Genomic DNA, 24974 nt, shown 5'->3' on the forward strand with positions numbered 1-24974 from the left:
GGTGCGCGAGGTGGGCCGGGAGGCGGACGATCGGGAGGTTGTCCGTCCAGCTTTCAGGAGCCCACGTGATTCAGCGCGTCACCGTGTCCGGTCTCTTCCCGCCGCCCACCTACTCCCACGCCTCCGTCGTCGAGGCCGGCACCAGGCTCGCCTTCCTCGCCGGGGCCGTTCCGCTCGACGCGGACGGGAAGCTGGTCGGCGAGGGCGACGCGGTCCGTCAGGCCGAGCAGGTCGTCGCCAACCTCACCGAGCAGTTGCGTGCCGTCGGCAGCGACCTGGAGCACGTGCTGTCGACCGACGTGTACGTCGTGGGTACCGAGCCCGCCGAGCTGTCCGCCGTCTGGGACGTCGTCGAGGCGTCGGGGCTCAGTACCGGCCCGCACTCCTCGACGCTCCTCGGGGTGAGCTGCCTCGGCTACACGGGACAGCTGGTGGAAATCACGGCGACGGCGGTCGTGCCCGACGAGCCCCGTCCGTGAGCCCGGACGCGGGGGCCGGAGCGGTCGTCCTGCGGCGCGCGTCGGCCGCCGACGCGCGTGCCGCCGCCGACGTGTGGCTGCGCTCCTTCGCCGCCGCGCTGCCGACCGTGGTCCGGCCCCGGACCGACGACGAGGTCCGGGCGTACTTCCGGCACGTGGTGGTGGAGCAGCACGAGGCGTGGGTGGCCGAGGAGACCGGTGGTGCGGTGGCGGGGGTGATGGTGCTGGAGGGCGAGGAGTTGTCGCAGCTGTATCTCGCCCCCGAACGGCGCGGGTGCGGGCTCGGCGACCGGTTCGTCGCCCTGGCCAAGGAGCGCAGGCCGGCCGGGCTCGAGCTGTGGACGTTCCATGTCAACGCGTCCGCGCACCGCTTCTACGAGCGGCACGGATTCATGGCCGTTGAGCGGACGGACGGCGCCCGGAACGAGGAGCGGGAGCCGGACGTGCGGTACGTGTGGCGTCCGTAGGCGGCGTCCGTAGGAAGGGCATCTGGCACGCCCGGCCGCCGCACCCTCGTCCGTACGCCGCTCAGGCTTCGCGCCGGGCGTATTTGTCGGTCGCCGCCACGAGTGCCTCGTCCCCGATGGCTCCGGCGTCGTGTCCGGCCTCGTCCACGACCACCAGCTCGCTGTCCGGCCACGCGTGGTGGAGCCGCCATACGATGCCCAGCAGGTTGCCGAAGTCGAGGCTGCCCTGGACCAGGGTGCCGGGGACGCCCTTCAGCAGGTGCGCGTCCCTGAGGACCACGCTCTCGTCGTTGCCCTCGCCGAGGAAGTGGTCGTTGCCCCAGTAGTGCGTGACGGTGCGGGCGAAGCCCAGGCGGAACTCCGGGTCCTCGAACCGGGCGACCGAGCGTGGCGGCGCCGGAATGGTCGCCGTCTCCCAGTCGGTCCAGGCGCGGGCGGCCCGCTCCCGGACCGCGGCGTCCGGCGACTCCAGCAGCCGGTTGTAGGCGGCGGCCGGATCGCCGTCGCGCTGGTCCGGGGGCAGTTCTGCGAGGAACCGCTCGAAAGCCTCGGGGAAGATCTTGCCCATCCCTCGGGTGAGGAGGGCCACTTCGGCGTTGGAGCCGGTCGCGACACCGGTCAGCACCAGCTCGGACACCACGCCGGGGTGCGTCTGCGCGTACCGCAGGCCCAGGGCCGATCCCCACGACATGCCCCACACCAACCAGCGCTCGATGCCCAGGTGGGCGCGGAGCCGTTCCAGGTCCGCCATGACGTGGGCGGTCGTGTTGACGCTCATGTCGGTGTCGTGGGCGCTCGCGCCGGGCAGCGACCGTCCGGCGCCGCGCTGGTCGAGGAGGACGATCCGGTAGGCGGCGGGGTCGAAGTACCGCCGGTGCCCCGGGCGTGCGCCGCTGCCCGGCCCGCCGTGCAGCACCAGCGCGGGCTTGCCGCGCGGGTTGCCGCAGGTCTCCCAGTAGACGCTGTTGCCGTCGCCGACGTCGAGCATGCCGTGGTCGTACGGTTCGATCTCCGGATACAGGCCCATCGGAGCACCGTAGCGCCGCCGCACCGGGGCGCTCATCCGCTTTTACCGGGTGGGCAGGCCCGCCGCGTCCGCCGCCGCGCGCAGCACGTCGCGGAGCATCTCGGGAGTGAGCCGGCCGGTGAAGGTGTTGCGCTGGCTGACGTGGAAGCAGCCGAAGAGGCGCAGGCCGGGCCCGTCGGTCGCGTCCAGCGTGACCTGCCCGCCGTGCGCGAAGGACGGACGGGGGCGGGGCACGGTCCAGCCCGCGTCGGCGAACGCGGGGAGCGCCGCCTGCCAGCCGAAGGCGCCGAGCACGACGACGGCCCGCAGCGTGGGCCGCAGCAGTTCCAGCTCCTGGACGAGCCAGGGACGGCAGGTGTCGCGTTCGGCGGGGGTGGGCTTGTTGGCGGGCGGGGCGCAGTGCACCGGCGAGGTGACGCGCACACCGAGCAGTTCCAGGCCGTCGTCGGCGGAGACCGCGGTGGGCTGCGAGGCGAGGCCCACGTCGTACAGGGCCTGGTACAGCACGTCCCCGGAGCGGTCGCCGGTGAACATCCGGCCAGTTCGGTTGCCGCCGTGGGCCGCGGGGGCGAGTCCGACGATCAGCAGGCGCGCGTCGGGTGGTCCGAAGCCCGGCACCGGACGGCCCCAGTACGTCCAGTCGGCGAAGGCCGCCCGCTTCGTACGGGCCACCTCCTCCCGCCAGTCGACCAGCCTGGGGCAGGCACGGCAGTCCGCGATCCGCTGGTCGAGCATGGAGAGGCCGCCGGTGTCCATACGTCCACCGTAGAACGATTCTCCGGTGGAAATTGCGGTCCCTCCCGCCGGGCCGGGCGGCTAAGGTCGGAGCATGGCTTCCGAGCATGACGAGGGCAAGGTCCCGGCGGACGGGGCGGCCGTCCCGCAGGACGCCCCCGGGGCCCCGGAACAGGACCCGAAGACCGCCGCCGCGATCGCCGCCGCCGAGGCGGCCGGGCCGCAGAGCGGCGAGAGCGTCCGCGTGGACAGCTGGATCTGGGCCGTCCGCCTGATCAAGACCCGCTCCCTCGGCGCCACCGCCTGCCGGGGCGGCCACGTCCGGGTGAACGGTGACCGTGTGAAGCCCGCGTACTCACTGCGCGTGGGCGACGAAGTGCGCCTGCGGCACGAGGGCCGGGAACGCGTCGTCATCGTGAAGCGGCTCATCCGCAAGCGCGTCGGTGCCCCGATCGCCGCCCAGTGCTACGTCGACAACTCCCCGCCGCCCCCGCCCCGCGAGGCCGTCGCCCCGGCCGGCATCCGCGACCGCGGCGCCGGCCGCCCGACCAAGCGGGACCGCCGTGAGATGGAGCGCCTGCGCGGACTGGAGAGCCTGGCCCGCGCCCGCAAGGACGCCGAGACCAGGCCCTGATCCCGTCCTCGGACCGCTCGCTCAGCCGCGCCGGGCCCGGATCAGCCGGAGCAGTTCCCCGTTGTGCTCGCGGCGGGCCCGGGCGATGACCAGGAGCGGCACCAGCAGGATGAGCGGTGTCAGCGCGTTCTCACCGTCGAAGTAGGTCAGCTGGACGACGAACGCGCCGACCATCAGCGCGCCGAGCGCCGTCGCCGCCACCGACTGGAGCACCGGGATCAGCAGGGCGACCGCCCCGGCCAGCTCCAGGACGCCGATCGCGTACATGCCGGCGTCGCCCCAGCCCATCGTGGCGAAGCTGTCGGCCGCCGAGGGGTGTGCGATGAGCTTGGGGAGGGCGCTCGCCACGGCGAAGAACAGCGCGACGAGCACCTGCACCACGCGCAGGGTGATCCGGGCGGTGCGAGCCGTGGGGGCGGCGGTGGAAGCGGCGGTCTCGGCCATGGCGGTCTCCTGAGCTGGGTGGTCCGTGCTGCTGTCGGGTGGGTAGACCGCCCGCCGGACCGGAACTCATCGCCGGATCCCTACTCTTGTGGCATCACTCCTGTGGCGTCGCTCCTGTTGCATCACTCCTGTGGCATCGCGATCGCCCTCACCCACGTCCCGTCGTCGGTCAGGTACCGGTCCACCCGGAGTCCCGCCTCCGCCAGTGCCTGCTCGAACTGTTCCTTCGTCAGCGGCCGGGCCAGGAAGGTCTGGGTCCAGACCGCGTCCGGGAACTCGTACTCCGCGCGCACCGAGTTGACCCCCTCCGCGACCGGGTCCGCCGACAGGATCCGCACGGTGAAGCCGCTGGGGTCGACCCGCTCGCGCGGCAGGTTCGTGTGGTAGTCCGCGCCCTCCCGCTGGATCAGTACGCAGCCGTCGTCCGCGACGTGCCGCGCGCAGGTGCGCAGCAGTCCCCGCCGCACCTCGACGTCCCCGGTGTGGACGAGGAACGACGCCATCATGACCACGTCGAAGCGCTCGTCCAGGTCGAGGTGCTCGATCGGGCCGCATATGGTCCGTGCGCCGCGCACGTGCTCCAGCATCTCGGCGGACTCGTCGACCGCGGTGACGGAGAAGCCGCGCTCCAGGAGCGGATGGGTCATGCGGCCCACCCCACTGCCCAGCTCCAGGATGCGCGCACCCCCGGGTACGGCGGCGGCGACGATGTCGGGCTCGGGTCCCGCGGGCAGCCGCGAATACAGCTCGACGGCACAGCCGTCCGGGGTGATGGCCCCGGGTCCCGTCCCCTGGTGTCCCTCTCGCATTCTCAGTTCCATGTCCGTCCAACGGCCCGCCACCGCACACCCGTTCCCACGCGACGCCGGTTCACCCGACCGAGTGAACGCACGCGGTCCGGTGGTGCGGCGGGACCGCCGACGCGGTGCGTTTCCCCCTCGTGGCCCGCCGGAGTACGTTGCTTACAGGAGTGGTGATCCGATGCGTACGGGCAGTGAACCGGCCACCGCGCGCAGTGCCCTGCGGGCGCGGTTCTGGCTGAGCCTGTGGGGGCTGGTCTGGGCGATCTTCGGTACGGCGGCCTTCGCGCTCACCGGCCGTATCGGATGGGCCGTGGCCTGCGGGGCGCTCTGGCTGGTCGCGACGGTAGACCTGACGGTGGTCCTGCGGCACCTGCGCCAGGGCCCGCACTACCAGCCGGGCCGGGACATCCCGCCGTACCCGCCGCCGAGGAGCTGACCGTCAGGAGTCGAAACGCGCCTGCTGGAGGTACTCCGGGTTCGGATCCAGGGCCGCCGCCAGCCGGAAGTGCCGCCGGGCCTGGTCGGGGCAGCCCCGGCGCTCGTAGGTGCGGGCCAGCGCGAAGTGCGCGAACGCGTTGTCCGGCTCGCGCTCCAGGACGATGGTGAACTCCAGCTCGGCCGGTCGCAGTTGCGCCGCGGCGAAGAAGGCACGCGCGCGCAGCAGCCGCGCGGCGGTGTTCTCGGGGTGGGCTCCGATGACCGCGTCGAGCAGCTTCACCGCGCCCCGCGGGTCCCGCGCCGCGAGCAACTGCTCGGCGGCACGGAAGTCGATGACATCCGTCTCCGGGGTACGTCCGGTCGAACCGCTGATCTCGGGCACGGCAGAGTCCTTCCCTCACTGGAAGGGATCAACGCCCGCGCGGGGCGCCCTATTCCTGTGCCGTCCGGCGCCGGGCGTGTGCTCGGCGGGCCAGCTCGGCCCACACCTCCGCGACGCGGCGTCGCAGCTCGTCCAGCGGTACGTCGTTGTCGATGACCACGTCCGCGATCTCCCGGCGCTGCTCGCGCGTCGCCTGGGCGGCCATGCGCGCCCGCGCGTCCGGTTCGGTCATGCCGCGCAGCCGGACCAGCCGGTCGAGCTGGGTGGCCGGGTCGGCGTCCACGACGACCACGACGTCGTACAGCGGTGCCAGGCCGTTCTCGGTGAGCAGGGGGACGTCGTGGACGACGACGGCGTCGTCGTCGGCCGCCTCTTCGAGGGCGCGGGAGCGGTCGCCCACCAGGGGGTGCACGATCGCGTTCAGCGCGGCGAGGCGCTCCGGGTCGGCGAAGACGATCGAGCCGAGCTTCGGCCGGTCCAGGCTGCCGTCCCCGGCGAGCACGTCCTCGCCGAAGGCCGCCACGACCGCCGCGAGTCCCGGCGTCCCGGGCGCGACGACCTCGCGCGCGATCCGGTCCGCGTCGATCAGTACGGCGCCGTGCTCGACGAGCAGCCGCGACACCTCGCTCTTGCCGGCACCGATCCCGCCGGTCAGGCCCACCTTCAGCATGAGCGGAAGCTTAGGGCCTGCCGGTGACAGCACAGTCCGCGGGCCGGTCGGGCGACGTCAGTTGTCGCCCTCCCGGTCCGCCAGGAACTGTTCGAACTCGCGGCCGATCTCGTCCGCCGAGGGGATCTCGACGGGCTCGGCGAGCATGTTGCCGCGGGTCTCGGCGCCCGCGGCCGCGTCGTACTGGTGTTCCAGGCCCTGGACGAGGGCGGTCAGCTCCTCGTCGCCCTCCTGGATCTGCCGGTCGATCTCCGTCTGGGTGCGGTGGGCGTCCGTGCGCAGGGAGTGCGCGATGCCGGGCAGGACCAGGCCGGTCGCCGCGGTGATCGCCTCCAGGACGGTCAGCGCCGCGTCCGGGTACGGGGAGCGGGCGATGTAGTGCGGGACGTGCGCGGCGACGCCCAGGACGTCGTGGCCGGCCTGCGTGAGCCGGTACTCGACGAGCGCCTCGGCGCTGCCGGGGACCTGCGCCTCCTCGAAGGGGCTGCGGTGGCCCGGTACGAGGTCGGTGCGGGTGCCGTGCGGGGTGACGCCGACGGGGCGGGTGTGCGGTACACCCATGGGGATGCCGTGGAAGCTCACCGCCAGGCGGACGCCCAGGCGCTCCACGATCTGCGCCACGGCCGCGGCGAAGCGCTCCCACTCGACGTCCGGCTCGGGGCCGGACAGCAGCAGGAACGGCGCCCCGGTGGCGTCCTGGACGAGCCGCACCTCGATGGTGGGGTCCTCGTACTCCGTCCAGCTGTCCCGCTTGAAGGTCAGCAGCGGACGGCGCGCCCGGTAGTCGACGAGCCGGTCGTGGTCGAAACGGGCGACGACCTGGTGGGGCAGCGTGTCGAGCACGCGCTCGACGATCTGGTCGCCGGTTTCCCCGGCGTCGATGTAGCCGTCGAAGTGGTACAGCATGACCAGTCCGGCCGACTCCTGCGCGAGCGCCATGTCGACGACGGCCAGGCCCTTCGGCTCCCATGCGTACAAATCCTGCGGATCAAGCACAGTGACCGCTCCCCTCCTCGTGTTCGTACGTCACAACGCCGGGACGGGGGCGGGCATTCCCGGGAGGGCGAGGACCGCGATCTTGGGGGCCGCGTCGGAGGGGCACTGTCCAGGGCAACGCCAAGGGGCCGCACCTCGAAAGGTACGGCCCCTTGGTCTACGGCTTGGCCTCAGCGGCCTGCGCTCAGCTCTGGCCGCCGGCCAGCTTCTCGCGCAGCGCGGCCAGCGCCTCGTCCGACGCCAGAGCGCCGGAGTTGTCGCCACCCTCGGAGGAGTACGAGCCGCCGCCACCGCCGCCGGACGCGGCCGGAGCCGCACCCGCGGTGTCGGCACCCTCGGCCGCGGCCTTCTCGTCCGCCTCGCGGGACTTGATGACCTGGGCCTGGTGCTGCTCGAAGCGCTGCTGCGCCTCGGCGTACTGCGTCTCCCACGCCTCGCGCTGGGTCTCGTAGCCCTCGAGCCAGTCGTTGGTCTCGGGGTCGAAGCCCTCGGGGTAGATGTAGTTGCCCTGGTCGTCGTAGGACGCGGCCATGCCGTACAGGGTCGGGTCGAACTCGACCGTCGACGGTTCGGCACCGAAGGCCTCGTTGGCCTGCTTCAGCGAGAGGCTGATGCGACGGCGCTCGAGGTCGATGTCGATGACCTTGACGAAGATCTCGTCGTTGACCTGGACGACCTGCTCCGGGATCTCCACGTGGCGCTCGGCCAGCTCGGAGATGTGGACCAGACCCTCGATGCCCTCGTCCACGCGGACGAACGCACCGAACGGCACCAGCTTCGTGACCTTGCCGGGCACGACCTGGCCGATCTGGTGGGTGCGGGCGAACTGCTGCCACGGGTCTTCCTGGGTCGCCTTCAGCGACAGGGAGACACGCTCGCGGTCCATGTCGACGTCGAGAACCTCGACGGTGACCTCCTGGCCGACCTCGACAACCTCGGAGGGGTGGTCGATGTGCTTCCAGGACAGCTCGGAGACGTGGACCAGACCGTCGACGCCACCCAGGTCCACGAAGGCACCGAAGTTGACGATCGAGGAGACGACGCCGGAACGGACCTGACCCTTCTGGAGGGTCGTGAGGAACGTCTGGCGGACCTCGGACTGGGTCTGCTCCAGCCAGGCACGGCGGGACAGGACCACGTTGTTGCGGTTCTTGTCCAGCTCGATGATCTTCGCCTCGAGCTCCTTGCCCACGTAGGGCTGGAGGTCGCGGACGCGGCGCATCTCGACCAGGGAGGCCGGGAGGAAGCCACGGAGGCCGATGTCGAGGATGAGACCACCCTTGACGACCTCGATGACGGTACCGGTGACGATCCCGTCCTCTTCCTTGATCTTCTCGATGGTGCCCCAGGCACGCTCGTACTGGGCGCGCTTCTTCGAGAGGATCAGGCGGCCTTCCTTGTCCTCCTTCTGGAGAACAAGGGCCTCGATCTCGTCACCGACGGCGACGACCTCGTTGGGGTCGACGTCGTGCTTGATCGAGAGCTCGCGGCTCGGGATAACACCTTCGGTCTTGTAACCGATGTCGAGCAGGACCTCGTCCCGGTCGACCTTCACGATGACGCCGTCGACGATGTCGCCGTCGTTGAAGTACTTGATCGTCTCGTCGATCGCGGCGAGGAAGGCTTCCTCGTTACCGATGTCGTTGACCGCTACCTGCGGGGTGGTGGCGGTGGTCTCGGTGCTGCTCGTCATGTGGGAAAGGGCTCCGGTACGGACATTGAAGTCGTAGGTACTGCTTACGCCGGGAGCCCGTTTCGCTCTGCAGAAGCCGGACAGCCAAGGAAGCGTCACCGAAAACACTGGTGACGCCTCGAGAACCGAGGGGACATACAACAGATGCGAGCGCGGCCTACTACGTCTGAGGCGCGCAGGCCCGCAGCGCAACTTGTAGCATACGGGGGCAGCCGGGCAGGGTCAATGCGCGAAGCCGCACACCCGGGGCAGATCACCGCATACCCGGCACAAAAGCTGTCTCCCGAGGCCACGTGGACCCCTGAGCGTCCCTTGCGTGACCCGGGGCCGGCGGCACGGAAGAGCCCGCAGACTAGTACGAGGGAGCCGGTCATCCAAGAGCCCGTAACGTCCGAGGCCGCGACAGCGGAACCCGAGGCCACCCGGCGTGCCGCCGGTGTCACGGAGAGTTCGCGCGCAAACCGGGGCTGGTGGGACCGGAACGCGGACGAGTACCAGACCGAGCACGGCACCTTCCTCGGCGACGACCGCTTCGTGTGGTGTCCCGAGGGCCTGGACGAGGTGGAGGCCGAGCTGCTCGGCCCGCCGGAGGACCTGAAGGGAAAGTCGGTCCTGGAGATCGGCGCCGGCGCCGCGCAGTGCTCGCGCTGGCTGACCGCCCAGGGTGCCCGTCCGGTGGCCCTCGACCTCTCCCACCGCCAGCTCCAGCACGCCCTGCGCATCGGCGGCGGCTTCCCCCTGGTCTGCGCCGACGCCACCGTGCTGCCCTTCGCGGACGGCTCCTTCGACCTGGCGTGCTCGGCGTACGGGGCGCTGCCGTTCGTCGCCGATCCGCGGCTGGTGCTGCGGGAGGTGCGCCGGGTGCTGCGCCCGGGGGGCCGCTTCGTCTTCTCCGTCACGCATCCGCTGCGTTGGGCGCTGCCGGACGAGCCGGGCCCCGAGGGCCTGTCGGTGTCCGCGTCGTACTTCGACCGCACGCCCTACGTCGAGCAGGACGACGAGGGCCGCGCGGTGTACGTCGAGCACCACCGGACGCTCGGTGACCGGGTGCGGGACGTGGTGACGTCCGGGTTCCGGCTGGTGGACCTCGTGGAACCGGAGTGGCCGGACTGGAACACCTCCGAGTGGGGCGGGTGGTCGCCGCTGCGCGGGCACCTGATCCCGGGGACGGCGATCTTCGTGTGCGAGCGCGACTGAGCCGTAGGTCCGGCGCGTGCGCACGCGCGCGTGGAGGCCGGTTTCGCGGGCGTACGACACTGGGGGCGTGATCCGTTACGACGCCCTGGACGCGCTGCCCGTGCGCGGTGCCCTGCCCGCGCTGCACGACGCCCTGGAGGGGCACGGCACGGCGGTGCTGGTCGCGCCGCCCGGCACCGGCAAGACGACGCTGGTGCCGCTCGCGCTGGCCGGGCTGCTGGGCGAGGGACCCGCGCGGCGGGTGATCGTGGCCGAGCCCCGGCGGATCGCGGCGCGGGCGGCGGCCCGGCGGATGGCGTGGCTGCTGGGTGAGAAGCCCGGCGCGCGGGTCGGGTACACCGTGCGCGGTGAGCGGGTCGTCGGGCGGCACACGCGCGTGGAGGTCGTCACGACCGGTGTGCTCCTGCAGCGGCTCCAGCGGGACCAGGAGCTGACGGGCGTCGACGTGGTGGTGCTCGACGAGTGCCACGAGCGGCACCTGGACGCGGACACGGCGGCGGCGTTCCTGTGGGACGTGCGCCAGGCGCTCCGCCCGGAGCTTCACCTGGTGGCCGCGTCGGCGACGACGGACGCGGAGGGCTGGGCCCGGCTGCTGGGCGGGGCGCCGGTCGTCGAGGCCCAAGGCGTGTCGCATCCCGTGGAGGTGGTGTGGTCGCCACCCGGGCGTCCGGTACGGCCCCCGCACGGGACGCGGGTGGATCCGGCGCTGCTCGCGCACGTCGCCTCGGTGGTGCGGCGGGCGCTGGCCGAGCGGGACGGGGACGTGCTCTGCTTCCTGCCCGGCGTCGGGGAGATCGCGCGGGTCGCCGGCAAGTTGGGGGGCCTCGGGGACGTAGACGTGCTCCAGGTGCACGGGCGGGCGCCCGCGGCGGTGCAGGACGCGGTGCTGGTGCCCGGGGCGCGGCGCCGGGTGGTGCTGGCGACCTCGGTGGCGGAGTCGTCGCTGACGGTTCCGGGCGTGCGGGTGGTCGTGGACGCCGGACTGGCGCGGGAGCCGCGCGTCGACCACGCGCGCGGGCTGAGCGCCCTGGCGACGGTACGGGCCTCGCGGGCGGCGGCGCGGCAGCGGGCGGGGCGGGCCGGGCGGGAGGCCCCCGGCGCGGTGTACCGCTGCTGGGCGGAGGCGGAGGACGCCCGGCTGCCGCGGTTCCCGGCGCCGGAGATCAAGGTGGCCGACCTGACCGCGTTCGCCTTGCAGGCGGCCTGCTGGGGGGATCCGGACGCGTCCGGCCTGGCGCTCCTGGATCCGCCGCCGGCCGGCGCGATGGCGGCTGCGCGGTCGGTCCTGACGGCGGTCGGCGCGCTGGACTCCACCGGTCGTGCCACGCCCCGGGGCACCCGGCTGTCCCGCCTCGGCGTCCATCCCCGCCTGGGGCGGGCGCTGCTGGACGCGGCCGGATCGGCAGCGGGTCGCTCCGGTGGAGGCGGCGGTGGTTCCGAGGTGGTCGCCGAAGTGGTCGGGCTGCTCAGCGAGGAGGCGCCGCGGGAGTACGGGGACGAGCTGGTGTCCGTACTGCGGGCCGCCCGGCGTGGGGGTGACGGCTACGCGGCGCGGTGGCGGGCCGAGGTGCGGCGGCTGCGGGGCGCAGTGGAGGCGGGGGACGGCCGACGGGGGCTGCCGCTCGCCGAGGACGCTCTCGCCGGGTTGGTGGCCGCCCTGGCCTTTCCCGAGCGCGTGGCGAAGAAGGACGGCGGTACCTATCTGATGGTCTCCGGCACCCGGGCCGAGCTGCCGGAGGGGTCGGCGCTGCGGGGTGCGCCGTGGATCGCCGTCGCCGTGGCCGACCGGCCGGTGGGGCGGGGCCACGCGCGCGTGCAGCTCGGTGCGGCCGTCGACGAGGAGACGGCGCGGCTCGCGGCGGGGGCGCTGCTGGCGGAGCGGGACGAGGTCCACTGGCGCGACGGCGACGTCGTGACCCGGCGGGTGGAACGGCTCGGGGCGGTGGAACTCGCGGTCCGGCCGCTCACCGGCGCCGACCCCGGTCTCGTACGGGACGCGCTGCTCGAAGGGCTGCGGCAGGAAGGGCTGGGGCTGTTGCGCCGTACGGCCGACGCGGACGCGCTGCGCGCGCGGCTCGCGTTTCTGCGGCGGCATCTCGGTGAGCCGTGGCCGGACGTCTCCGACGACGCCCTCCACGCGCGCGCGGACGAGTGGTTGGAGCCCGAGCTGAGCCGGGCGCGGCGGCGGGCCGACCTGGGCCGGATCGACGCCGTGGAGGCGCTGGCGCGGCTGCTGCCCTGGGCGTCCGGGGAGGCGGCGCGGCTCGACGAGCTCGCGCCCGAGCGCATCACGGTCCCCAGTGGGTCCAGGGTCCGGATCGACTACGGGGACCCGGAACAGCCGGTCCTCGCGGTGAAGTTGCAGGAGATGTTCGGGTTGCAGCGGTCGCCCCGGGTCGCCGGGGTGCCCCTGCTCGTCCATCTCCTCTCCCCCGCCGGGCGCCCCGCCGCGGTGACGGCCGACCTGGCCTCCTTCTGGCGGGACGGCTACAAGGGCGTACGCGCGGAGCTGCGCGGCCGGTACCCGAAGCATCCGTGGCCCGAGGATCCCGCCACGGCGGAGCCGACCCGGTACACGAAGGCCCGGCTCGCGAAGTGACGCGGGGGCCTGGGGAGACGGCGAGGGCGCCCGCCGCGGAAGCGGAGGGCGCCCTCGGTCGTCCGGTCGGGATCGCCCTTATGCCTTGGGCTCGGTGGAGGGGCTCGTGGTCGGCGCGGTCGACGGCTCCGTGGACGGGTCGGGCGTCGGCTCGGCGGCCTCGGCGACCTTCAGCTGGACGTTGAGCGCGGCGCCGCCCGCCGTGGTGACGCGGAGCATGTACGTGCCGCTGGTGTCGTCGGCGTACAGCTTCGGCAGCTTGAGCATGCCCTTGGCGTCGGTCTTGAGGCCGGTCAGGGTGCGGACGGTCTTGCCGTCGGCGTCCTTGAAGTAGGGGCCCTTGTCGGCCTCGGTCGGGTCGAGCACCGACTTGATGAGCGTGGCGGTGACGGCGACCTTGTCCGCGGCGGCGCCCTTGTGGGTGGCCTTCACCTCGACCTGGTCCGCGAACTCGCCGCCCGGCGCGCAGGTCAGCTCGGTGTCACCGACGCGGGCGAGGGCGTCGGCGACGCGTTCGGTGACGGTGGCCTTGTAGTCGAGGCCCACGGTACGGCCGATCACGGTGGCGCGGACGGTGAAGGCGCCGGTCTTCTCGCCCGCCACCAGCGCGGGCGCGACGGCCACGCCGGAGGCGTTGGTGGTGACCGCGGCGACCTTGTCGCCACCGGTGAAGGCGGCGTCGGTGTCGCCCACCACGGTGAAGCGGACGCGCACCTTGCCGACGGCCTTTCCGGCCTTGGTCTCGGCGCGGGCGCTGAGCTTCTTGGCGAAGGTGTCCCCCGCGATCGCGGTGAGCCCGGTGGCGCCCGCGTTCTCCAGGTGGTGCACCGTGTCGGTGGGCGTGGGAGGCCGGGTGCCGGTGGGCGGCTCCGGTTCGGTCGGCGGCTTGGGGGTCGGTGAGCCGGTGCCGGGGTTCGAAGGCTTGCCGGGCTCGCTCGGGCGGTTCGGCTTGTCGGAGCCGGGCGACGTGGAGCCGGAGGCACCGGGCCGCGTCGTCGGACCCGTCGCGCCGGGCGAGGGGCCGGTGCCGGCGCCGATCGGGTCGTCGCTGCGGCCCACCGGGAGGCTGCCGGAGCCGTCGGGGATCTCGTGGGTGCCCTTGCGGTAGTGCTCCAGCCAGGACAGGACCGTGTGCAGGTAGTCCTGCGAGTTGTTGTAGCTGAGGATCGCGCTCTTGAGGTCGGCCTCGTCGGAGAGGTCCCAGGTGAAGCGGCACAGGTAGTGACCGGCGGCGAGCGCGGCGTCGTAGACGTTGTTGGGGTCGTCCTTGCCGTCGCCGTTGCCGTCCCGGCCCGCCCACGACCAGGTGGAGGGGATGAACTGCATGGGGCCGACGGCGTTGTCGTAGCTGCTGTTGCCGTCGTAGACGCCGTTGTCGGTGTCCTTGATGAGCGCGAAGCCGTTGCCGTCGAGCTGGGGGCCGATGATCTTGCCGATGGTGGTGCCCTGGGCGTCGACGCGGCCGCCGCGGGCCTGGCCGGACTCCACCTTGCCGATGGCGGCGAGGAGTTGCCACGGCAGGTTGCAGCCGGGCTTGGCCTGGCGCACCGCCGCCTCGGCCTTCTTGTAGGCGTCCAGGACGGTCGCGGGTATGCCGGCCTCGGCGGCGGCCCGGGAGTCGGGGGTGCCGATGGTCGGCGCGGGACTCGGGCTGTTGAGCGGCGGCAGGTCCGTGTAGTACGGCGAGTTGCCGGTCGCGCTCTCCTGGGAGGGGGTGTCGGACGTCGGCGCGTTGTCCGCGGTGGTCTGTCTGCCGTTGGCGTCGGCCGTCACGTCCGGGGCCTGGGACGCGGACAGGGCCGCGACCACGACCGCCGCCACGGTGGTGGTGACCGCCGCCTTGCGGAGCCTCCGGTCGAAATGCGCCGCCATAGAGTGAACCCCTCCCGTGGACGCCCGCGCGTCCGTCTCCGTCCGTGTCCGGCCGCGGTGTCCGGCTGCCGTGTCCGGCTGCCGTGCCCGCCCGTTGTTTCCGCCCTGTTGTGACGATCGGTCCGCGCCGACGGTTGCACCGCAACCTTCCGAGCGCGGTGTCCGTCTGTTCGACCGGCACGGTGCCGCAGGCGACCCTACGGCAACTTGCTTTGCACGGGCACCCGTTCGCGCCCGATATTCACCGGTTGGCCATAAGAGGAGTTCAGTTGCCGTTCACTCTCAGTCATGCCGCCGCTGTGCTGCCCGGAGTGCGGGGCGACGGGACGGGTCGTGGACGGCTGGTGCCGGCCGTGCTGGTGGCGGGGTCGTTCGCGCCCGACATGACCTATTACGCGGCGAGTTTCCTGCCGGAGGCGATGGAGTTCGGGGACGTCACGCACTCGTTTCCCGGTGTCTTCACGGTGGATGTGGCGGTGGCCTGGGCGCTGGTGGGGTTGTGGCTGGTGGTCCGCGAACCGCTGGTGGCGCTGCTGCCAAGGGCCCGCCAGGGACGCGTCGCGCCTCTGTTGCGCTGCGGGGCGCCACGCGCGCGTGTGCTGCCCTCGCTGGTGGCGTGGTGGTACGTGTCGGCGGTGCTGGGGGCGCTGACGCACGTGGTGTGGGACGCGTTCACGCACCTCGACCGCTGGGGGATGCGGGTGTTCCCGGTGCTGGGACGGGAGATCGCGGGCTCGCCGCTCTACTGGTACCTGCAGTACGGCGGTTCCGCGGTGGCCACGGTCGTCATCGTCGTGTTCCTGACGCGGGCGCTGCGCCGGACGCCCCGGAGCGGGACGCCGGCGGTTCCGGTCCTCTCGGTACGGGACCGGTGGTGGGCCGCGGCGCTGCTCGGCGGCTGCGCGGTGGCCGGGGCGGTGCGGCGGGCGACGCGGTGGTGGGACTACTGGGGTCACATGGCGAAGCCCTGGGAGCTGATCCCGACGGTGTGCTTCGGGGCGGGCGCGGGGCTGGTCCCGGCGCTGCTGCTGTACGCCGTGGCGGTCAGGGTGTGGCGTCCGGTCCCGGCTCCCACCAGCCGTGCCGGTGCCGGTACGGAGCCGGACCGCCGGGTCGCCCGCTGAGGGTGTCGGCGGTCGCGACGAACACGGTGAAGGTGCGTGCGGGGCGGGGCCGCGGCACCAAGGAGAGGGCCAGCGACAGGTAGCCGCGCGCCAGGTCGGCCCACAGCCGCCAGGCCGGGGCCTCGCGTGGGGTGGCGGTCGCCGGGTCCCGGCGGGCGAGTCTGCGGCGCAGGCCGGTCGCGGTGCGGCGCAGGGCCGTGGTGAGGGTGGCGGGGATGCGGCCGGTACTCGCGCCTGGCGCGAGGGCCGGGACCGGTAGCAGTGGCACGCGAGCGGGTCCTTCTGTGCTTGCCCGTGCCGGTGTCGTCCGGTGGTGGAGCATGCGTATACCCATGCCCGCATCCTCACGGGAGACGACCGCGGGCGGCGCATCCGCGGGGGCCACCAGAGTGACGGGCCCTCCGGGGGTTGGGGGCGCGGCGGGGTGCGCGCGGACACCGGTTACACCGCTGGGCGGCGACGCCCTGGGGGCTGCCCTGCAGAGGGCGAGCGAACCACGCCGAGGACGCGCCGCCCCTGGCCGGGAGGAGCACACGCGGCGCGCGAGTCGGAGCGCGGGTGCCCAGCCCGGCGGGGTGCCCGCTGGCCGCGCCGGCACGAGCCCCGGGCCGCGCCAGGCGGAGCGGCGGCCGCGCCCGGCAAGCACCCGGGACAGTGTCTGGCGGGAGCCCGAGGACGCGGGCGGAGAGCCGAGCGGAGGCGGAGCCGGCCCTTACGGACACACACTGCGGCGACGGCCCCAGCCGACGGGCCCCTGCTGCCACTGCCGGTGTGACGACCTATCCGGGCATACGCCCCAGCCAGACGGACGGGCGTTCGACTCCCCGCAAGGCATCGGGCAGCCGGCACGCCGGGCGCGGGCGGGTGGGCGCCCTGGCCCCGCGCTCCCCCGCACCGCCCAACCGCCGGAGGCTAGTGCGCTGCCGACTCCCAGTCCGCGCCCGAGCCCACCGAGACGCCCAGGGGGACGCTGAGCTGGACCGCGTTGGACATTTCGCGGCGGACCAGTTCTTCCGCTGCCGCGCGCTCGCCGGGGGCGATCTCCAGGACGATTTCGTCGTGGACCTGGAGCAGCATGCGGGAGGAGAGACCGGCCTCGCGCAGCGCCTTGTCGACGTTGAGCATGGCGATCTTGACGATGTCGGCCGCGGTGCCCTGGATGGGGGCGTTGAGGGCCATCCGCTCGGCGGCCTCGCGGCGCTGGCGGTTGTCGCTGTTGAGGTCGGGCAGGTAGCGGCGGCGGCCGAAGAGGGTTGCCGTGTAGCCCGTCGCCCGTGCCTCGTCGACCACCCGGCGCAGGTAGTCCCGTACGCCGCCGAAGCGCTCGAAGTAGGCGTCCATCAGGCCGCGCGCCTCGGCCGCCTCGATGTTCAGCTGCTGGGAGAGGCCGAAGGCCGAGAGGCCGTACGCCAGGCCGTAGGACATGGCCTTGATCTTGCGGCGCATCTCCGCGTCCACGGCCGACTGCTCGACGGAGAAGACCTGCGCGGCGGCGGTGGTGTGCAGGTCCTCGCCCGAGGTGAACGCCTCGGTCAGGCCCGCGTCCTCGGACAGGTGGGCCATCACCCGCAGCTCGATCTGGCTGTAGTCCGCCGTCATCAGGGACTCGAAGCCCTCGCCGACCACGAAGCCGCGGCGGATGGCGCGGCCCTCGTCGGTGCGGACCGGGATGTTCTGGAGGTTCGGGTCCGTGGAGGAGAGGCGGCCGGTCGCGGCGACCGTCTGGTTGAACGTGGTGTGGATGCGGCCGTCCGCGGCGATCGTCTTGATCAGGCCCTCCACCGTGACGCGCAGCTTGGCCTGCTCGCGGTGGCGGAGCATGATCACCGGCAGTTCGTTGTCGGTCTGGGCCGCGAGCCAGGCCAGGGCGTCGGCGTCGGTGGTGTAGCCGGTCTTGGTCTTCTTGGTCTTGGGCAGGTTCAGCTCGCCGAAGAGGACTTCCTGGAGCTGCTTGGGCGAGCCCAGGTTGAACTCGCGTCCCGCCGCCGCGTGCGCCTCCTTCACCGCCTGCTGCACGGCGCCCGCGAACATCTGCTCCATGGCCTCCAGATGGGCCCGGTCGGCCGCGATGCCGTGCCGCTCCATGCGGGCGAGCAGCGCGGAGGTCGGCAGCTCCATGTCGCGCAGCAGGTCCGCGGCGCCGACGTCCGCCAGGCGGCCCTCGAAGGCCTCGCCGAGGTCGAGGATCGCGCGGGCCTGCACCATCAGCGCCTCGGCCTCGGCACCGTCGTCCGCGCCGAAGGCCAGTTGGCCGTCGGCCGCGGCGGCCGGGGCCAGCTCGCGGTGCAGGTACTCCAGGGACAGCGCGTCCAGGTCGAAGGAGCGGCGGCCCGGCTTGACCAGGTAGGCGGCGAGCGCGGTGTCCATGCCCACGCCGGCGACGCTCCAGCCGTGCTCGGCGAAGACGCGCATCGCGCCCTTGGCGTTGTGGAAGACCTTCGGCCGGTCCGCGTCGGACAGCCAGGCGGCGAACGCCGTCTCGTCGGCCTCGTCCAGCGCCGTCGGGTCGAACCAGGCGGCCTTCCCGTCGGACGCGGCCAGCGCGACCTCGGTGACCGAGCCGGTGCCCAGGGCCCAGGTGTCGACGGTGGCGACGCCCAGGGGCTGTGCGCCGTGCTCGGTGAGCCAGCCGGCCACCTCGCCGGTGCCCAGCACGACGCCGTCCAGCTCGACCCCGTCCGCCACGACCGGGGTGGCCTCGGCCTCCTCGGCGCCCGGGTCGACGGCGTAGAGCCGCTCGCGCAGGGAGGGATTGCGGATCTCCAGGGTGTCCAGGATCATCGCGACGCCCTTGCGGTCGTACGCGGGACGCTCCAGGTCGGTGACGGCCTTCGGCAGCTCGACCCGCCGCTCCAGCTCGGTGAGCCGGCGGTTGAGCTTGACGGACTCCAGGTGGTCGCGCAGGTTCTGCCCGGCCTTGCCCTTGACCTCGTCGACGCGCTCGACCAGGTCCGCGAAGGATCCGAACTGGTTGATCCACTTCGCGGCCGTCTTCTCGCCGACGCCCGGGATGCCCGGCAGGTTGTCGGACGGGTCACCGCGCAGGGCGGCGAAGTCGGGGTACTGGGCGGGGGTCAGCCCGTACTTCTCGAAGACCTTCTCCGGCGTGAAGCGGGTCAGCTCGGAGACGCCCTTGGTCGGGTAGAGGACCGTGGTGTGCTCGCTGACCAGCTGGAAGGAGTCCCGGTCGCCGGTGACGATCAGCACGTCGAAGCCCTCGGCCTCGGCCTGCGTGGCGAGCGTGGCGATGACGTCGTCCGCCTCGAAGCCGTCGACGGCGAAGCGGGTGACGTGCATGGCGTCGAGCAGCTCGCCGATCAGCTCGACCTGGCCCTTGAACTCGTCGGGGGTCTTGGAGCGGTTCGCCTTGTACTCGGTGAACTCCTGCGACCGCCAGGTCTTGCGGGAGACGTCGAACGCCACCGCGAAGTGCGTGGGCGCCTCGTCACGCAGCGTGTTGGCCAGCATCGACGCGAATCCGTAGATCGCGTTGGTCGGCTGGCCCGTCGCGGTCGTGAAGTTCTCCGCGGGCAGCGCGAAGAACGCGCGGTAGGCCAGCGAGTGCCCGTCCATGAGCATCAGCCGCGGGCGGGCGCCGCCGGAGGTGCGTTCGGTCTTCTTCGATGCTGTCTTCGCCACGGTTCCGATCCTGCCATGCGCCACTGACAGTCGGTGCCGGGTGCGCCTGCGGCACGAGCGCGGTGACGCGGCTGCGGGTACGTCGTGGCTTGTCGCGCCGTTCCCCGCGCCCCTTTGGGGCGCCGATCGCGACCGGCGTCCGTACCTGTCGGCGGCGCGTGCGAGGATCGGAGACGTACCTCACACGCGTCAGCGAAGGAGCGCGCGATGGCCACCAAGCCGCCCAAGGGTGATCCCGTCCAGGACGCGCCGCAGGTGACGCAGCCCCAGCACGCGGCGGCCGGCATCCCGGCCATCGGCCACACCCTGCGGATGGCACAGCGGCAGATGGGCGTGAAGCGGACCGCGCTGACGCTGCTGAGTGTCAACCAGAAGGACGGCTTCGACTGCCCGGGCTGCGCCTGGCCCGAGCCGGACCACCGACACAAGGCGGAGTTCTGCGAGAACGGCGCGAAGGCGGTGGCCGAGGAGGCCACCCTGCGCCGGGTCACCCCGGAGTTCTTCGCCGCGCACCCCGTGACCGACCTCGCCACCCGCAGCGGGTACTGGCTGGGCCAGCAGGGACGGCTCACGCACCCGGTGTACCTCCCCGAGGGCGGCGAGCACTACGAACCGGTCACCTGGGAGCGTGCCTTCGGCATCGTCGCGGAGGAGATCGCCGCCCTGGACTCCGCCGACGAGGCGGTCTTCTACACGTCGGGACGCACCAGCAACGAGGCGGCGTTCCTCTACCAGCTCTTCGCGCGCGAGCTGGGCACGAACAACCTGCCCGACTGCTCCAACATGTGCCACGAGTCGTCCGGCTCCGCCCTGTCCGAGACCATCGGCATCGGCAAGGGCAGCGTCCTCCTGGAGGACCTGTACAAGTCCGACCTGATCATCGTGGCGGGGCAGAACCCGGGCACCAACCACCCGCGCATGCTCTCCGCCCTGGAGCAGGCCAAGGCGAACGGCGCGCGGATCATCAGCGTCAACCCCCTGCCCGAGGCCGGGCTCGAGCGCTTCAAGAACCCGCAGACCGCGAAGGGGCTCACCGCGGGCGCCGCGCTCACCGACCTGTTCCTGCAGATCCGCCTCGGCGGCGACCAGGCCCTGTTCCGGCTGCTGAACAAGCTGATCCTGGAGACCGAGGGCGCGGTCGACGAGGACTTCGTCGCGGAACACACGCACGGCTACGAGGAGTTCGCCGAGACCGCGCGGGCCGCCGACTGGGACGAGACGCTGGCGGCCACCGGGCTCACCCGCGCGGAGATCGACGAGACGCTGCGCATGGTGCTCGCCTCCGAGCGCACCATCGTGTGCTGGGCGATGGGCCTGACCCAGCACAAGCACTCCGTGCCCACGATCCGCGAGGTCGTGAACTTCCTGCTGCTGCGCGGCAACATCGGCCGCCCGGGCGCGGGCGTCTGCCCGGTGCGCGGCCACTCCAACGTGCAGGGCGACCGCACGATGGGCATCTTCGAGCGGCCCGCGCCCGCGTTCCTGGACGCCCTGGAGAAGGAGTTCGGCTTCGCCCCGCCGCGCGAGCACGGCTACGACGTCGTGCGGGCCATCCGCGCGCTGCGCGACGGAGAGGCGAAGGTCTTCTTCGCCATGGGCGGCAACTTCGTGTCGGCCTCGCCCGACACGGAGGTCACCGAGGCGGCCATGCGCCGGGCGCGCCTGACCGTGCACGTGTCGACGAAGCTGAACCGCTCGCACGCGGTCACCGGCGCGCGGGCGCTGATCCTGCCGACCCTGGGCCGCACCGAACGCGATCTTCAGGATGGTGGCGAACAGTTCGTCACCGTCGAGGACTCCATGGGCATGGTGCACGCCTCCCGGGGCCGGCTGGAGCCCGCGAGCGGGCAGCTGCTGTCCGAGCCGGCGATCGTCTGCCGACTGGCGCGCCGGGTGCTGGGCGAGGACAGCCGCACGCCGTGGGAGGAGTTCGAGAAGGACTACGCGACGATCCGCGACCGCATCGGGCGGGTCGTCCCGGGCTTCGAGGACTTCAACGCGCGCGTGGCGCACCCCGGGGGCTTCGCCCTCCCGCACGCCCCGCGCGACGAGCGCCGCTTCCCGACGGCCACCGGCAAGGCCAACTTCACCGCCGCTCCGGTCGAGTACCCGGAGCTGCCCGAGGGGCGGCTGCTGCTCCAGACGCTGCGCTCGCACGACCAGTACAACACCACGATCTACGGCCTGGACGACCGCTACCGGGGCATCAGGAACGGCCGCAGGGTCGTCCTGGTCAACCCGGAGGACGCCCGGAGGCTGGACGTCGAGGACGGCTCGTACGTCGACCTGGTCAGCGAGTGGCGGGACGGGGTGGAGCGGCGGGCGCCCGGTTTCCGCGTCGTGCACTATCCGACGGCCCGGGGCTGCGCGGCCGCCTACTACCCGGAGACCAACGTGCTGGTGCCGCTGGACGCCACCGCGGACACCAGCAACACCCCGGCCAGCAAGTCCGTGGTCGTCCGTCTGGAACAATCGGCGACCGACTGAGCGTTTGCTCAGTCAAGCCGACACGCCCCACCGGGCGGCGGCGCCAGCCAGACGGAGCGACGAGACGGAGCCGGCCCATGGGCGAGCAGCAGCAGACGCAGTTCCCGGAGGAAGTCATCGACGAGTACGCCGCGCTCGGCGTCGACCTGCCCGCGCTGTTCTCCGCCGGGCACCTCGGGACGCGCATGGGCGTGCAGATCGTCGAGGCGTCGGCCGAGCGGGTCGTCGGCACGATGCCGGTGGAGGGCAACACCCAGCCGTACGGGCTGCTGCACGGCGGTGCCTCGGCGGTGCTGGCCGAGACGCTCGGGTCGGTCGGCTCGATGCTGCACGGCGGCAGTTCCAAGATCGCCGTCGGCGTCGACCTGAACTGCACGCACCACCGCGGGGCCCGCTCCGGCCTGGTCACCGGGGTGGCCACGCCGGTGCACCGGGGCCGGTCGACGGCGACGTACGAGATCGTGATCAGCGACGAGCAGGACCGGCGGGTGTGCACCGCCCGCCTGACCTGCCTGCTGCGGGACGTGAACCCGGGCGACGCGGCCCCGACGGGCTGAAGGCCGGGGAAGCCCCACAGCCCCTCCGGCAGAGGCATTGCCCCCGGCCACGCGCCGTCCTAGCGTCGGGGCATGGGACGGGGAGAGGCCCCCTGGCCGGGGCCGGCGGCTCGGCGGTTCCTTCTGGGCGCCCTGATGGCCGTCGCGGCGGTCACCACCGTCGCCTGCGGCAACTCCGGTGACCAGGAGGCCGGTTCCGGCACCAGCAGCGCGACGACGGAGCCGCCCTCCCCCACGGAAGCCTGTGTCGGCGCCGTCGGCTACTGGGCGCGCGAGCTGCTGGCCGGCGGCGAGCCCTACGGCGACTACCAGTCGATGGGGCTCTCCAATCGTCAGTACGGCATCCTCCGCGAGGTCGTGGCGGCCGCGCAGGCCCAAGGCGACCGCGCCGCCCGCGAACTGATCGACCGCCAGGTGCGCGAGGCGTGCGAGGAGCAGTACGCCGGCGGCGGTCCGAGCGACGGCCCGTGGCAGTGACGGGCGGCATCGGGCCCGTCGAGCCGGGCGAGGACACCCACCCCCGGGACGTGACCGCCCACGCCCGCCCGCGCGGCCGTCTCGCCCGGTCCTACGAGCGTCACCGCCGGACCGTGCTCACGACCGCCGCCGCCCTCCTCCTGCTGCTCGGCGGCGGCTACCTGTACGCCGACCGGGCCCGGGAGCCGGCGGCCGATCCGCCGCCCTACCCCTCCCAGGCGGTCACGCTCGAATACCTGGACGCCGTGCCCGGCCCGAGCGGGGCGAAGGGCGGCGGCTTCCGCTTCGCGGTGCGGCTGAGCGTCCGGTCGGGACCGCCCGTCACCGTGGAGCGGATCGCCCAGCCCTCGGCCGGTCTCTCGGTGACCTCGTCGCCCGCGGCACCTTTCCAGACAAAGGCGCATTCCGCCAGCAAGATCATTGTCACGCTGCGGGTGACGGAATGCGATAAAGCGCCCCGGAACCCCGGATTCCCTTTCCTGGATGTAACGCTGCGTAATGCGCGCGCAATACAAGCCCACAGTTTCATCCTCGGGTCACGCTATGCGCGGCAGCTCTCCCAGGCACTTCAGGTCGCCTGCAGCAACGATTCGCGGTAATCACCAAAACGCTCCAGACGCCTGAACACAGGCGGCGCGTCCTGCGAGTTCTCAGCATGCGGACAGGGCGAATCGGCCTGAATTCCGCCCTTCTTCCCAGCCAGTACCGCTCTGCATTACCCGGTGTCATAACAAGAGCGTCACAGCATGAGTCAGACCCTCCTCCACGTTCCCCACACACGCTTAGAGTCACGGCCAGTCACCGCGCCGTCGGATTGTCACTTCGGCCCAGCGCTCGACTCGGCCGTCTCCACGGGGAAGCGGCTGTGCCAGGGAAAGGACTCATCGTGCGTCAACGTTCGCTCATCGCCATCACCGCCGCTCTGGCGGCGGGAGCGCTCACCCTCACCGCCTGCGGTTCGCGCGACGACGACGGCGGCTCGGACTCCGGAAGCGGCGGCGGCGGAACCACCGTCGTCATCGGCGTCGACGCCCCGATGACGGGCGACCTGTCCGCGCTGGGCCTCGGCATCAAGAACTCGGTCGACCTCGCCGCGAAGACCGCCAACAAGGACAACTACGTCGACGGCGTCAAGTTCGAGATACAGGCGCTGGACGACCAGGGCCAGCCGTCCGTGGGCCAGCAGAACGCCACCAAGCTCGTCGCCAACGACGACGTCCTCGGTGTCGTGGGCCCGCTGAACTCCTCGGTCGGCGAGTCCATGCAGAAGGTCTTCGACACGGCCAAGCTGGTCGAGGTCTCCCCCGCCAACACCAACCCGGCGCTGACGCAGGGCGTGGACTGGCAGACGAAGAAGGTCCGGCCGTACAAGTCGTACTTCCGCACCGCGACCACGGACGCCATCCAGGGCCCGTTCGCCGCGCAGTACGTCTTCAACGACTCCAAGAAGAAGAAGGTCTTCGTCATCGACGACAAGAAGACCTACGGCGCCGGTCTGGCCGCCACCTTCACCAAGGAGTTCAAGAAGCTCGGCGGCCAGGTCGTCGGCACCGAGCACATCAACCCGGACAGCAAGGACTTCAACGCCGTCGCCACCAAGGTCAAGAACTCCGGCGCCGACGTCGTCTACTACGGCGGTGAGTACCCCCAGGCCGGTCCGCTCAGCAAGCAGATCAAGGCGGCCGGCGCGAAGATTCCGCTGGTCGGCGGTGACGGCATCTACAGCGCCGACTTCATCAAGCTCGCCGGCGCCAGCGGCACCGGTGACCTCGCGACCTCCGTCGGCGCGCCGGTCGAGGAGCTGCCCTCGGCCAAGGAGTTCGTCGCCAACTACAAGGCCCAGGGTTACAAGGAGGCCTACGAGGCGTACGGCGGCTACTCCTACGACTCCGCCTGGGCGATCATCGAGGCCGTCAAGGCGGTCGTCGAGGCCAACGACGGGAAGCTTCCCGACGACGCCCGCGCCAAGGTCGTGGACGCCATGCAGAACGTCTCCTTCGACGGTGTGACCGGCAAGGTCTCCTTCGACGAGTTCGGTGACGCGACGAACAAGCAGCTCACCGTGTACGCCGTCGAGAACGGTGCCTGGAAGTCGGTGAAGTCCGGCACCTACACCGGCTGATCAACCGCACGCACCACTGATCACGTGATCACGAGCCGCGGGGGGGGGGGGTGGCCACGCGCCCCCCCCCGCCCCGCCTACCGCCACCAAACACGATAATTTCGTAAAAATAGGAGGGAAGTAGGTGGTAGA

23 protein-coding genes are annotated in these 24974 nt (G+C 72.4%); 12 read left to right on the forward strand and 11 right to left on the reverse strand.

What is annotated here, in order from left to right; all coding sequences use genetic code 11:
- Positions 1-65 precede the first annotated feature (65 nt).
- Both ACFC1X_RS22745 and ACFC1X_RS22750 read left to right on the forward strand, forming a co-directional pair.
- A complete protein-coding gene (locus ACFC1X_RS22745) occupies positions 66-479 on the forward strand; it encodes a RidA family protein (protein ID WP_376356350.1) in 414 nt (137 codons plus the stop codon).
- The gene (locus ACFC1X_RS22750) at positions 476-946 is read left to right on the forward strand and encodes a GNAT family N-acetyltransferase (RefSeq protein ID WP_376356352.1); all 471 of its coding nucleotides are present in this window, start codon (positions 476-478) and stop codon (positions 944-946) included. Before ACFC1X_RS22745 ends, ACFC1X_RS22750 begins: the two co-directional genes overlap by 4 nt.
- Before the next feature lie 61 nt (positions 947-1007).
- Here the strand turns inward: ACFC1X_RS22750 and pip are convergent, their stop codons facing one another.
- Positions 1008-1973: a prolyl aminopeptidase gene (gene pip, locus ACFC1X_RS22755; RefSeq protein WP_376356354.1), complete on the reverse strand. Its 966-nt coding sequence runs from the start codon at positions 1971-1973 to the stop codon at positions 1008-1010.
- 42 nt (positions 1974-2015) lie between these two features.
- A complete protein-coding gene (locus tag ACFC1X_RS22760; RefSeq protein WP_376356356.1) occupies positions 2016-2729 on the reverse strand; it encodes a uracil-DNA glycosylase in 714 nt (237 codons plus the stop codon).
- A 73-nt stretch (positions 2730-2802) separates the two neighbouring features.
- Between ACFC1X_RS22760 and ACFC1X_RS22765 the strand changes: the two genes are divergently transcribed.
- Entirely contained in the window at positions 2803-3342 is a 540-nt protein-coding gene (locus ACFC1X_RS22765) for an RNA-binding S4 domain-containing protein (RefSeq protein WP_376356358.1), read from the forward strand.
- A 21-nt stretch (positions 3343-3363) separates the two neighbouring features.
- Here the strand turns inward: ACFC1X_RS22765 and ACFC1X_RS22770 are convergent, their stop codons facing one another.
- Together ACFC1X_RS22770 and ACFC1X_RS22775 are read right to left on the reverse strand one after the other, a co-directional pair.
- Entirely contained in the window at positions 3364-3786 is a 423-nt protein-coding gene (locus ACFC1X_RS22770; RefSeq protein ID WP_376356360.1) for a DoxX family protein, read from the reverse strand.
- 122 nt (positions 3787-3908) lie between these two features.
- On the reverse strand, positions 3909-4595 hold the full coding sequence (locus ACFC1X_RS22775) for a class I SAM-dependent methyltransferase (protein ID WP_376356362.1): 687 nt from the start codon (positions 4593-4595) through the stop codon (positions 3909-3911).
- A gap of 172 nt (positions 4596-4767) precedes the next feature.
- Here ACFC1X_RS22775 and ACFC1X_RS22780 point away from each other — a divergent pair, with 172 nt between their 5' ends.
- The gene (locus ACFC1X_RS22780) at positions 4768-5025 is read left to right on the forward strand and encodes a DUF6343 family protein (RefSeq protein WP_376356364.1); all 258 of its coding nucleotides are present in this window, start codon (positions 4768-4770) and stop codon (positions 5023-5025) included.
- Positions 5026-5028: 3 nt separating this feature from the next.
- Here the strand turns inward: ACFC1X_RS22780 and ACFC1X_RS22785 are convergent, their stop codons facing one another.
- From ACFC1X_RS22785 to rpsA, 4 genes are all read right to left on the reverse strand, one after another.
- Positions 5029-5409, reverse strand: coding sequence for a M48 family metallopeptidase (locus tag ACFC1X_RS22785; protein ID WP_122615035.1), 381 nt, complete (start codon positions 5407-5409; stop codon positions 5029-5031).
- 49 nt (positions 5410-5458) lie between these two features.
- Positions 5459-6079 carry a dephospho-CoA kinase gene (coaE, locus tag ACFC1X_RS22790; RefSeq protein WP_376356366.1) on the reverse strand — a complete coding sequence of 207 codons (621 nt, stop codon included), beginning with the start codon at positions 6077-6079 and terminating at the stop codon, positions 5459-5461.
- A 57-nt stretch (positions 6080-6136) separates the two neighbouring features.
- The gene (locus tag ACFC1X_RS22795) at positions 6137-7075 is read right to left on the reverse strand and encodes a PAC2 family protein (RefSeq protein ID WP_376356368.1); all 939 of its coding nucleotides are present in this window, start codon (positions 7073-7075) and stop codon (positions 6137-6139) included.
- A 184-nt stretch (positions 7076-7259) separates the two neighbouring features.
- The gene (rpsA, locus tag ACFC1X_RS22800) at positions 7260-8768 is read right to left on the reverse strand and encodes a 30S ribosomal protein S1 (protein ID WP_376356370.1); all 1509 of its coding nucleotides are present in this window, start codon (positions 8766-8768) and stop codon (positions 7260-7262) included.
- Positions 8769-8993: 225 nt separating this feature from the next.
- On the opposite strand from rpsA, the gene ACFC1X_RS22805 reads away from it, so the two are divergent.
- Positions 8994-9965, forward strand: a complete 972-nt coding sequence (locus ACFC1X_RS22805) for a class I SAM-dependent methyltransferase (RefSeq protein WP_376356372.1) — start codon at positions 8994-8996, stop codon at positions 9963-9965.
- Between the two features lie 67 nt (positions 9966-10032).
- Positions 10033-12564, forward strand: coding sequence for an ATP-dependent helicase HrpB (gene hrpB, locus ACFC1X_RS22810; RefSeq protein ID WP_376356374.1), 2532 nt, complete (start codon positions 10033-10035; stop codon positions 12562-12564).
- Positions 12565-12642: 78 nt separating this feature from the next.
- Here the strand turns inward: hrpB and ACFC1X_RS22815 are convergent, their stop codons facing one another.
- Positions 12643-14436 (reverse strand): lytic murein transglycosylase, encoded by a 1794-nt coding sequence (locus tag ACFC1X_RS22815; RefSeq protein ID WP_376356376.1) that lies wholly within the window; start codon positions 14434-14436, stop codon positions 12643-12645.
- Positions 14437-14705: 269 nt separating this feature from the next.
- On the opposite strand from ACFC1X_RS22815, the gene ACFC1X_RS22820 reads away from it, so the two are divergent.
- Positions 14706-15560: a DUF4184 family protein gene (locus ACFC1X_RS22820; protein ID WP_376356378.1), complete on the forward strand. Its 855-nt coding sequence runs from the start codon at positions 14706-14708 to the stop codon at positions 15558-15560.
- Here the strand turns inward: ACFC1X_RS22820 and ACFC1X_RS22825 are convergent.
- Together ACFC1X_RS22825 and polA are read right to left on the reverse strand one after the other, a co-directional pair.
- A complete protein-coding gene (locus ACFC1X_RS22825) occupies positions 15481-15828 on the reverse strand; it encodes a hypothetical protein (RefSeq protein WP_376356380.1) in 348 nt (115 codons plus the stop codon). The genes ACFC1X_RS22820 and ACFC1X_RS22825 overlap by 80 nt on opposite strands.
- Positions 15829-16472: 644 nt before the next feature.
- A complete protein-coding gene (gene polA / locus ACFC1X_RS22830) occupies positions 16473-19199 on the reverse strand; it encodes a DNA polymerase I (RefSeq protein ID WP_376356382.1) in 2727 nt (908 codons plus the stop codon).
- Positions 19200-19406: 207 nt separating this feature from the next.
- Between polA and ACFC1X_RS22835 the strand changes: the two genes are divergently transcribed.
- The 5 genes from ACFC1X_RS22835 (at position 19407) to ACFC1X_RS22855 (ending at position 24842) form a co-directional block, all read left to right on the forward strand.
- Positions 19407-21686, forward strand: a complete 2280-nt coding sequence (locus ACFC1X_RS22835) for an FdhF/YdeP family oxidoreductase (RefSeq protein WP_376356384.1) — start codon at positions 19407-19409, stop codon at positions 21684-21686.
- A gap of 77 nt (positions 21687-21763) precedes the next feature.
- The gene (locus ACFC1X_RS22840; RefSeq protein ID WP_376356386.1) at positions 21764-22243 is read left to right on the forward strand and encodes a PaaI family thioesterase; all 480 of its coding nucleotides are present in this window, start codon (positions 21764-21766) and stop codon (positions 22241-22243) included.
- A gap of 72 nt (positions 22244-22315) precedes the next feature.
- A complete protein-coding gene (locus ACFC1X_RS22845) occupies positions 22316-22720 on the forward strand; it encodes a hypothetical protein (RefSeq protein WP_376356388.1) in 405 nt (134 codons plus the stop codon).
- Positions 22711-23319 carry a Tat pathway signal sequence domain protein gene (locus ACFC1X_RS22850; RefSeq protein ID WP_376356390.1) on the forward strand — a complete coding sequence of 203 codons (609 nt, stop codon included), beginning with the start codon at positions 22711-22713 and terminating at the stop codon, positions 23317-23319. Before ACFC1X_RS22845 ends, ACFC1X_RS22850 begins: the two co-directional genes overlap by 10 nt.
- A 287-nt stretch (positions 23320-23606) precedes the next feature.
- A complete protein-coding gene (locus tag ACFC1X_RS22855) occupies positions 23607-24842 on the forward strand; it encodes a branched-chain amino acid ABC transporter substrate-binding protein (RefSeq protein ID WP_376356392.1) in 1236 nt (411 codons plus the stop codon).
- The last annotated feature ends 132 nt before the right edge of the window (positions 24843-24974 follow it).

The sequence above is a fragment of the Streptomyces sp. NPDC056128 genome, assembly GCF_042263835.1.
In the GTDB taxonomy this organism is placed as follows: Bacteria; Actinomycetota; Actinomycetes; order Streptomycetales; family Streptomycetaceae; genus Streptomyces.

Coding starts and splice junctions, on each gene's coding strand:
- pip (WP_376356354.1), bottom strand. CDS start 1,973: ATGGGCCTGTATCCGGAGATCGAACCGTACGACCACGGCATGCTCGAC.
- ACFC1X_RS22760 (WP_376356356.1), bottom strand. CDS start 2,729: ATGGACACCGGCGGCCTCTCCATGCTCGACCAGCGGATCGCGGACTGC.
- ACFC1X_RS22765 (WP_376356358.1), top strand. CDS start 2,803: ATGGCTTCCGAGCATGACGAGGGCAAGGTCCCGGCGGACGGGGCGGCC.
- ACFC1X_RS22770 (WP_376356360.1), bottom strand. CDS start 3,786: ATGGCCGAGACCGCCGCTTCCACCGCCGCCCCCACGGCTCGCACCGCC.
- ACFC1X_RS22775 (WP_376356362.1), bottom strand. CDS start 4,595: ATGCGAGAGGGACACCAGGGGACGGGACCCGGGGCCATCACCCCGGAC.
- ACFC1X_RS22780 (WP_376356364.1), top strand. CDS start 4,768: ATGCGTACGGGCAGTGAACCGGCCACCGCGCGCAGTGCCCTGCGGGCG.
- coaE (WP_376356366.1), bottom strand. CDS start 6,079: ATGCTGAAGGTGGGCCTGACCGGCGGGATCGGTGCCGGCAAGAGCGAG.
- rpsA (WP_376356370.1), bottom strand. CDS start 8,768: ATGACGAGCAGCACCGAGACCACCGCCACCACCCCGCAGGTAGCGGTC.
- ACFC1X_RS22805 (WP_376356372.1), top strand. CDS start 8,994: ATGCGCGAAGCCGCACACCCGGGGCAGATCACCGCATACCCGGCACAA.
- ACFC1X_RS22815 (WP_376356376.1), bottom strand. CDS start 14,436: ATGGCGGCGCATTTCGACCGGAGGCTCCGCAAGGCGGCGGTCACCACC.
- ACFC1X_RS22835 (WP_376356384.1), top strand. CDS start 19,407: ATGGCCACCAAGCCGCCCAAGGGTGATCCCGTCCAGGACGCGCCGCAG.
- ACFC1X_RS22840 (WP_376356386.1), top strand. CDS start 21,764: ATGGGCGAGCAGCAGCAGACGCAGTTCCCGGAGGAAGTCATCGACGAG.
- ACFC1X_RS22845 (WP_376356388.1), top strand. CDS start 22,316: ATGGGACGGGGAGAGGCCCCCTGGCCGGGGCCGGCGGCTCGGCGGTTC.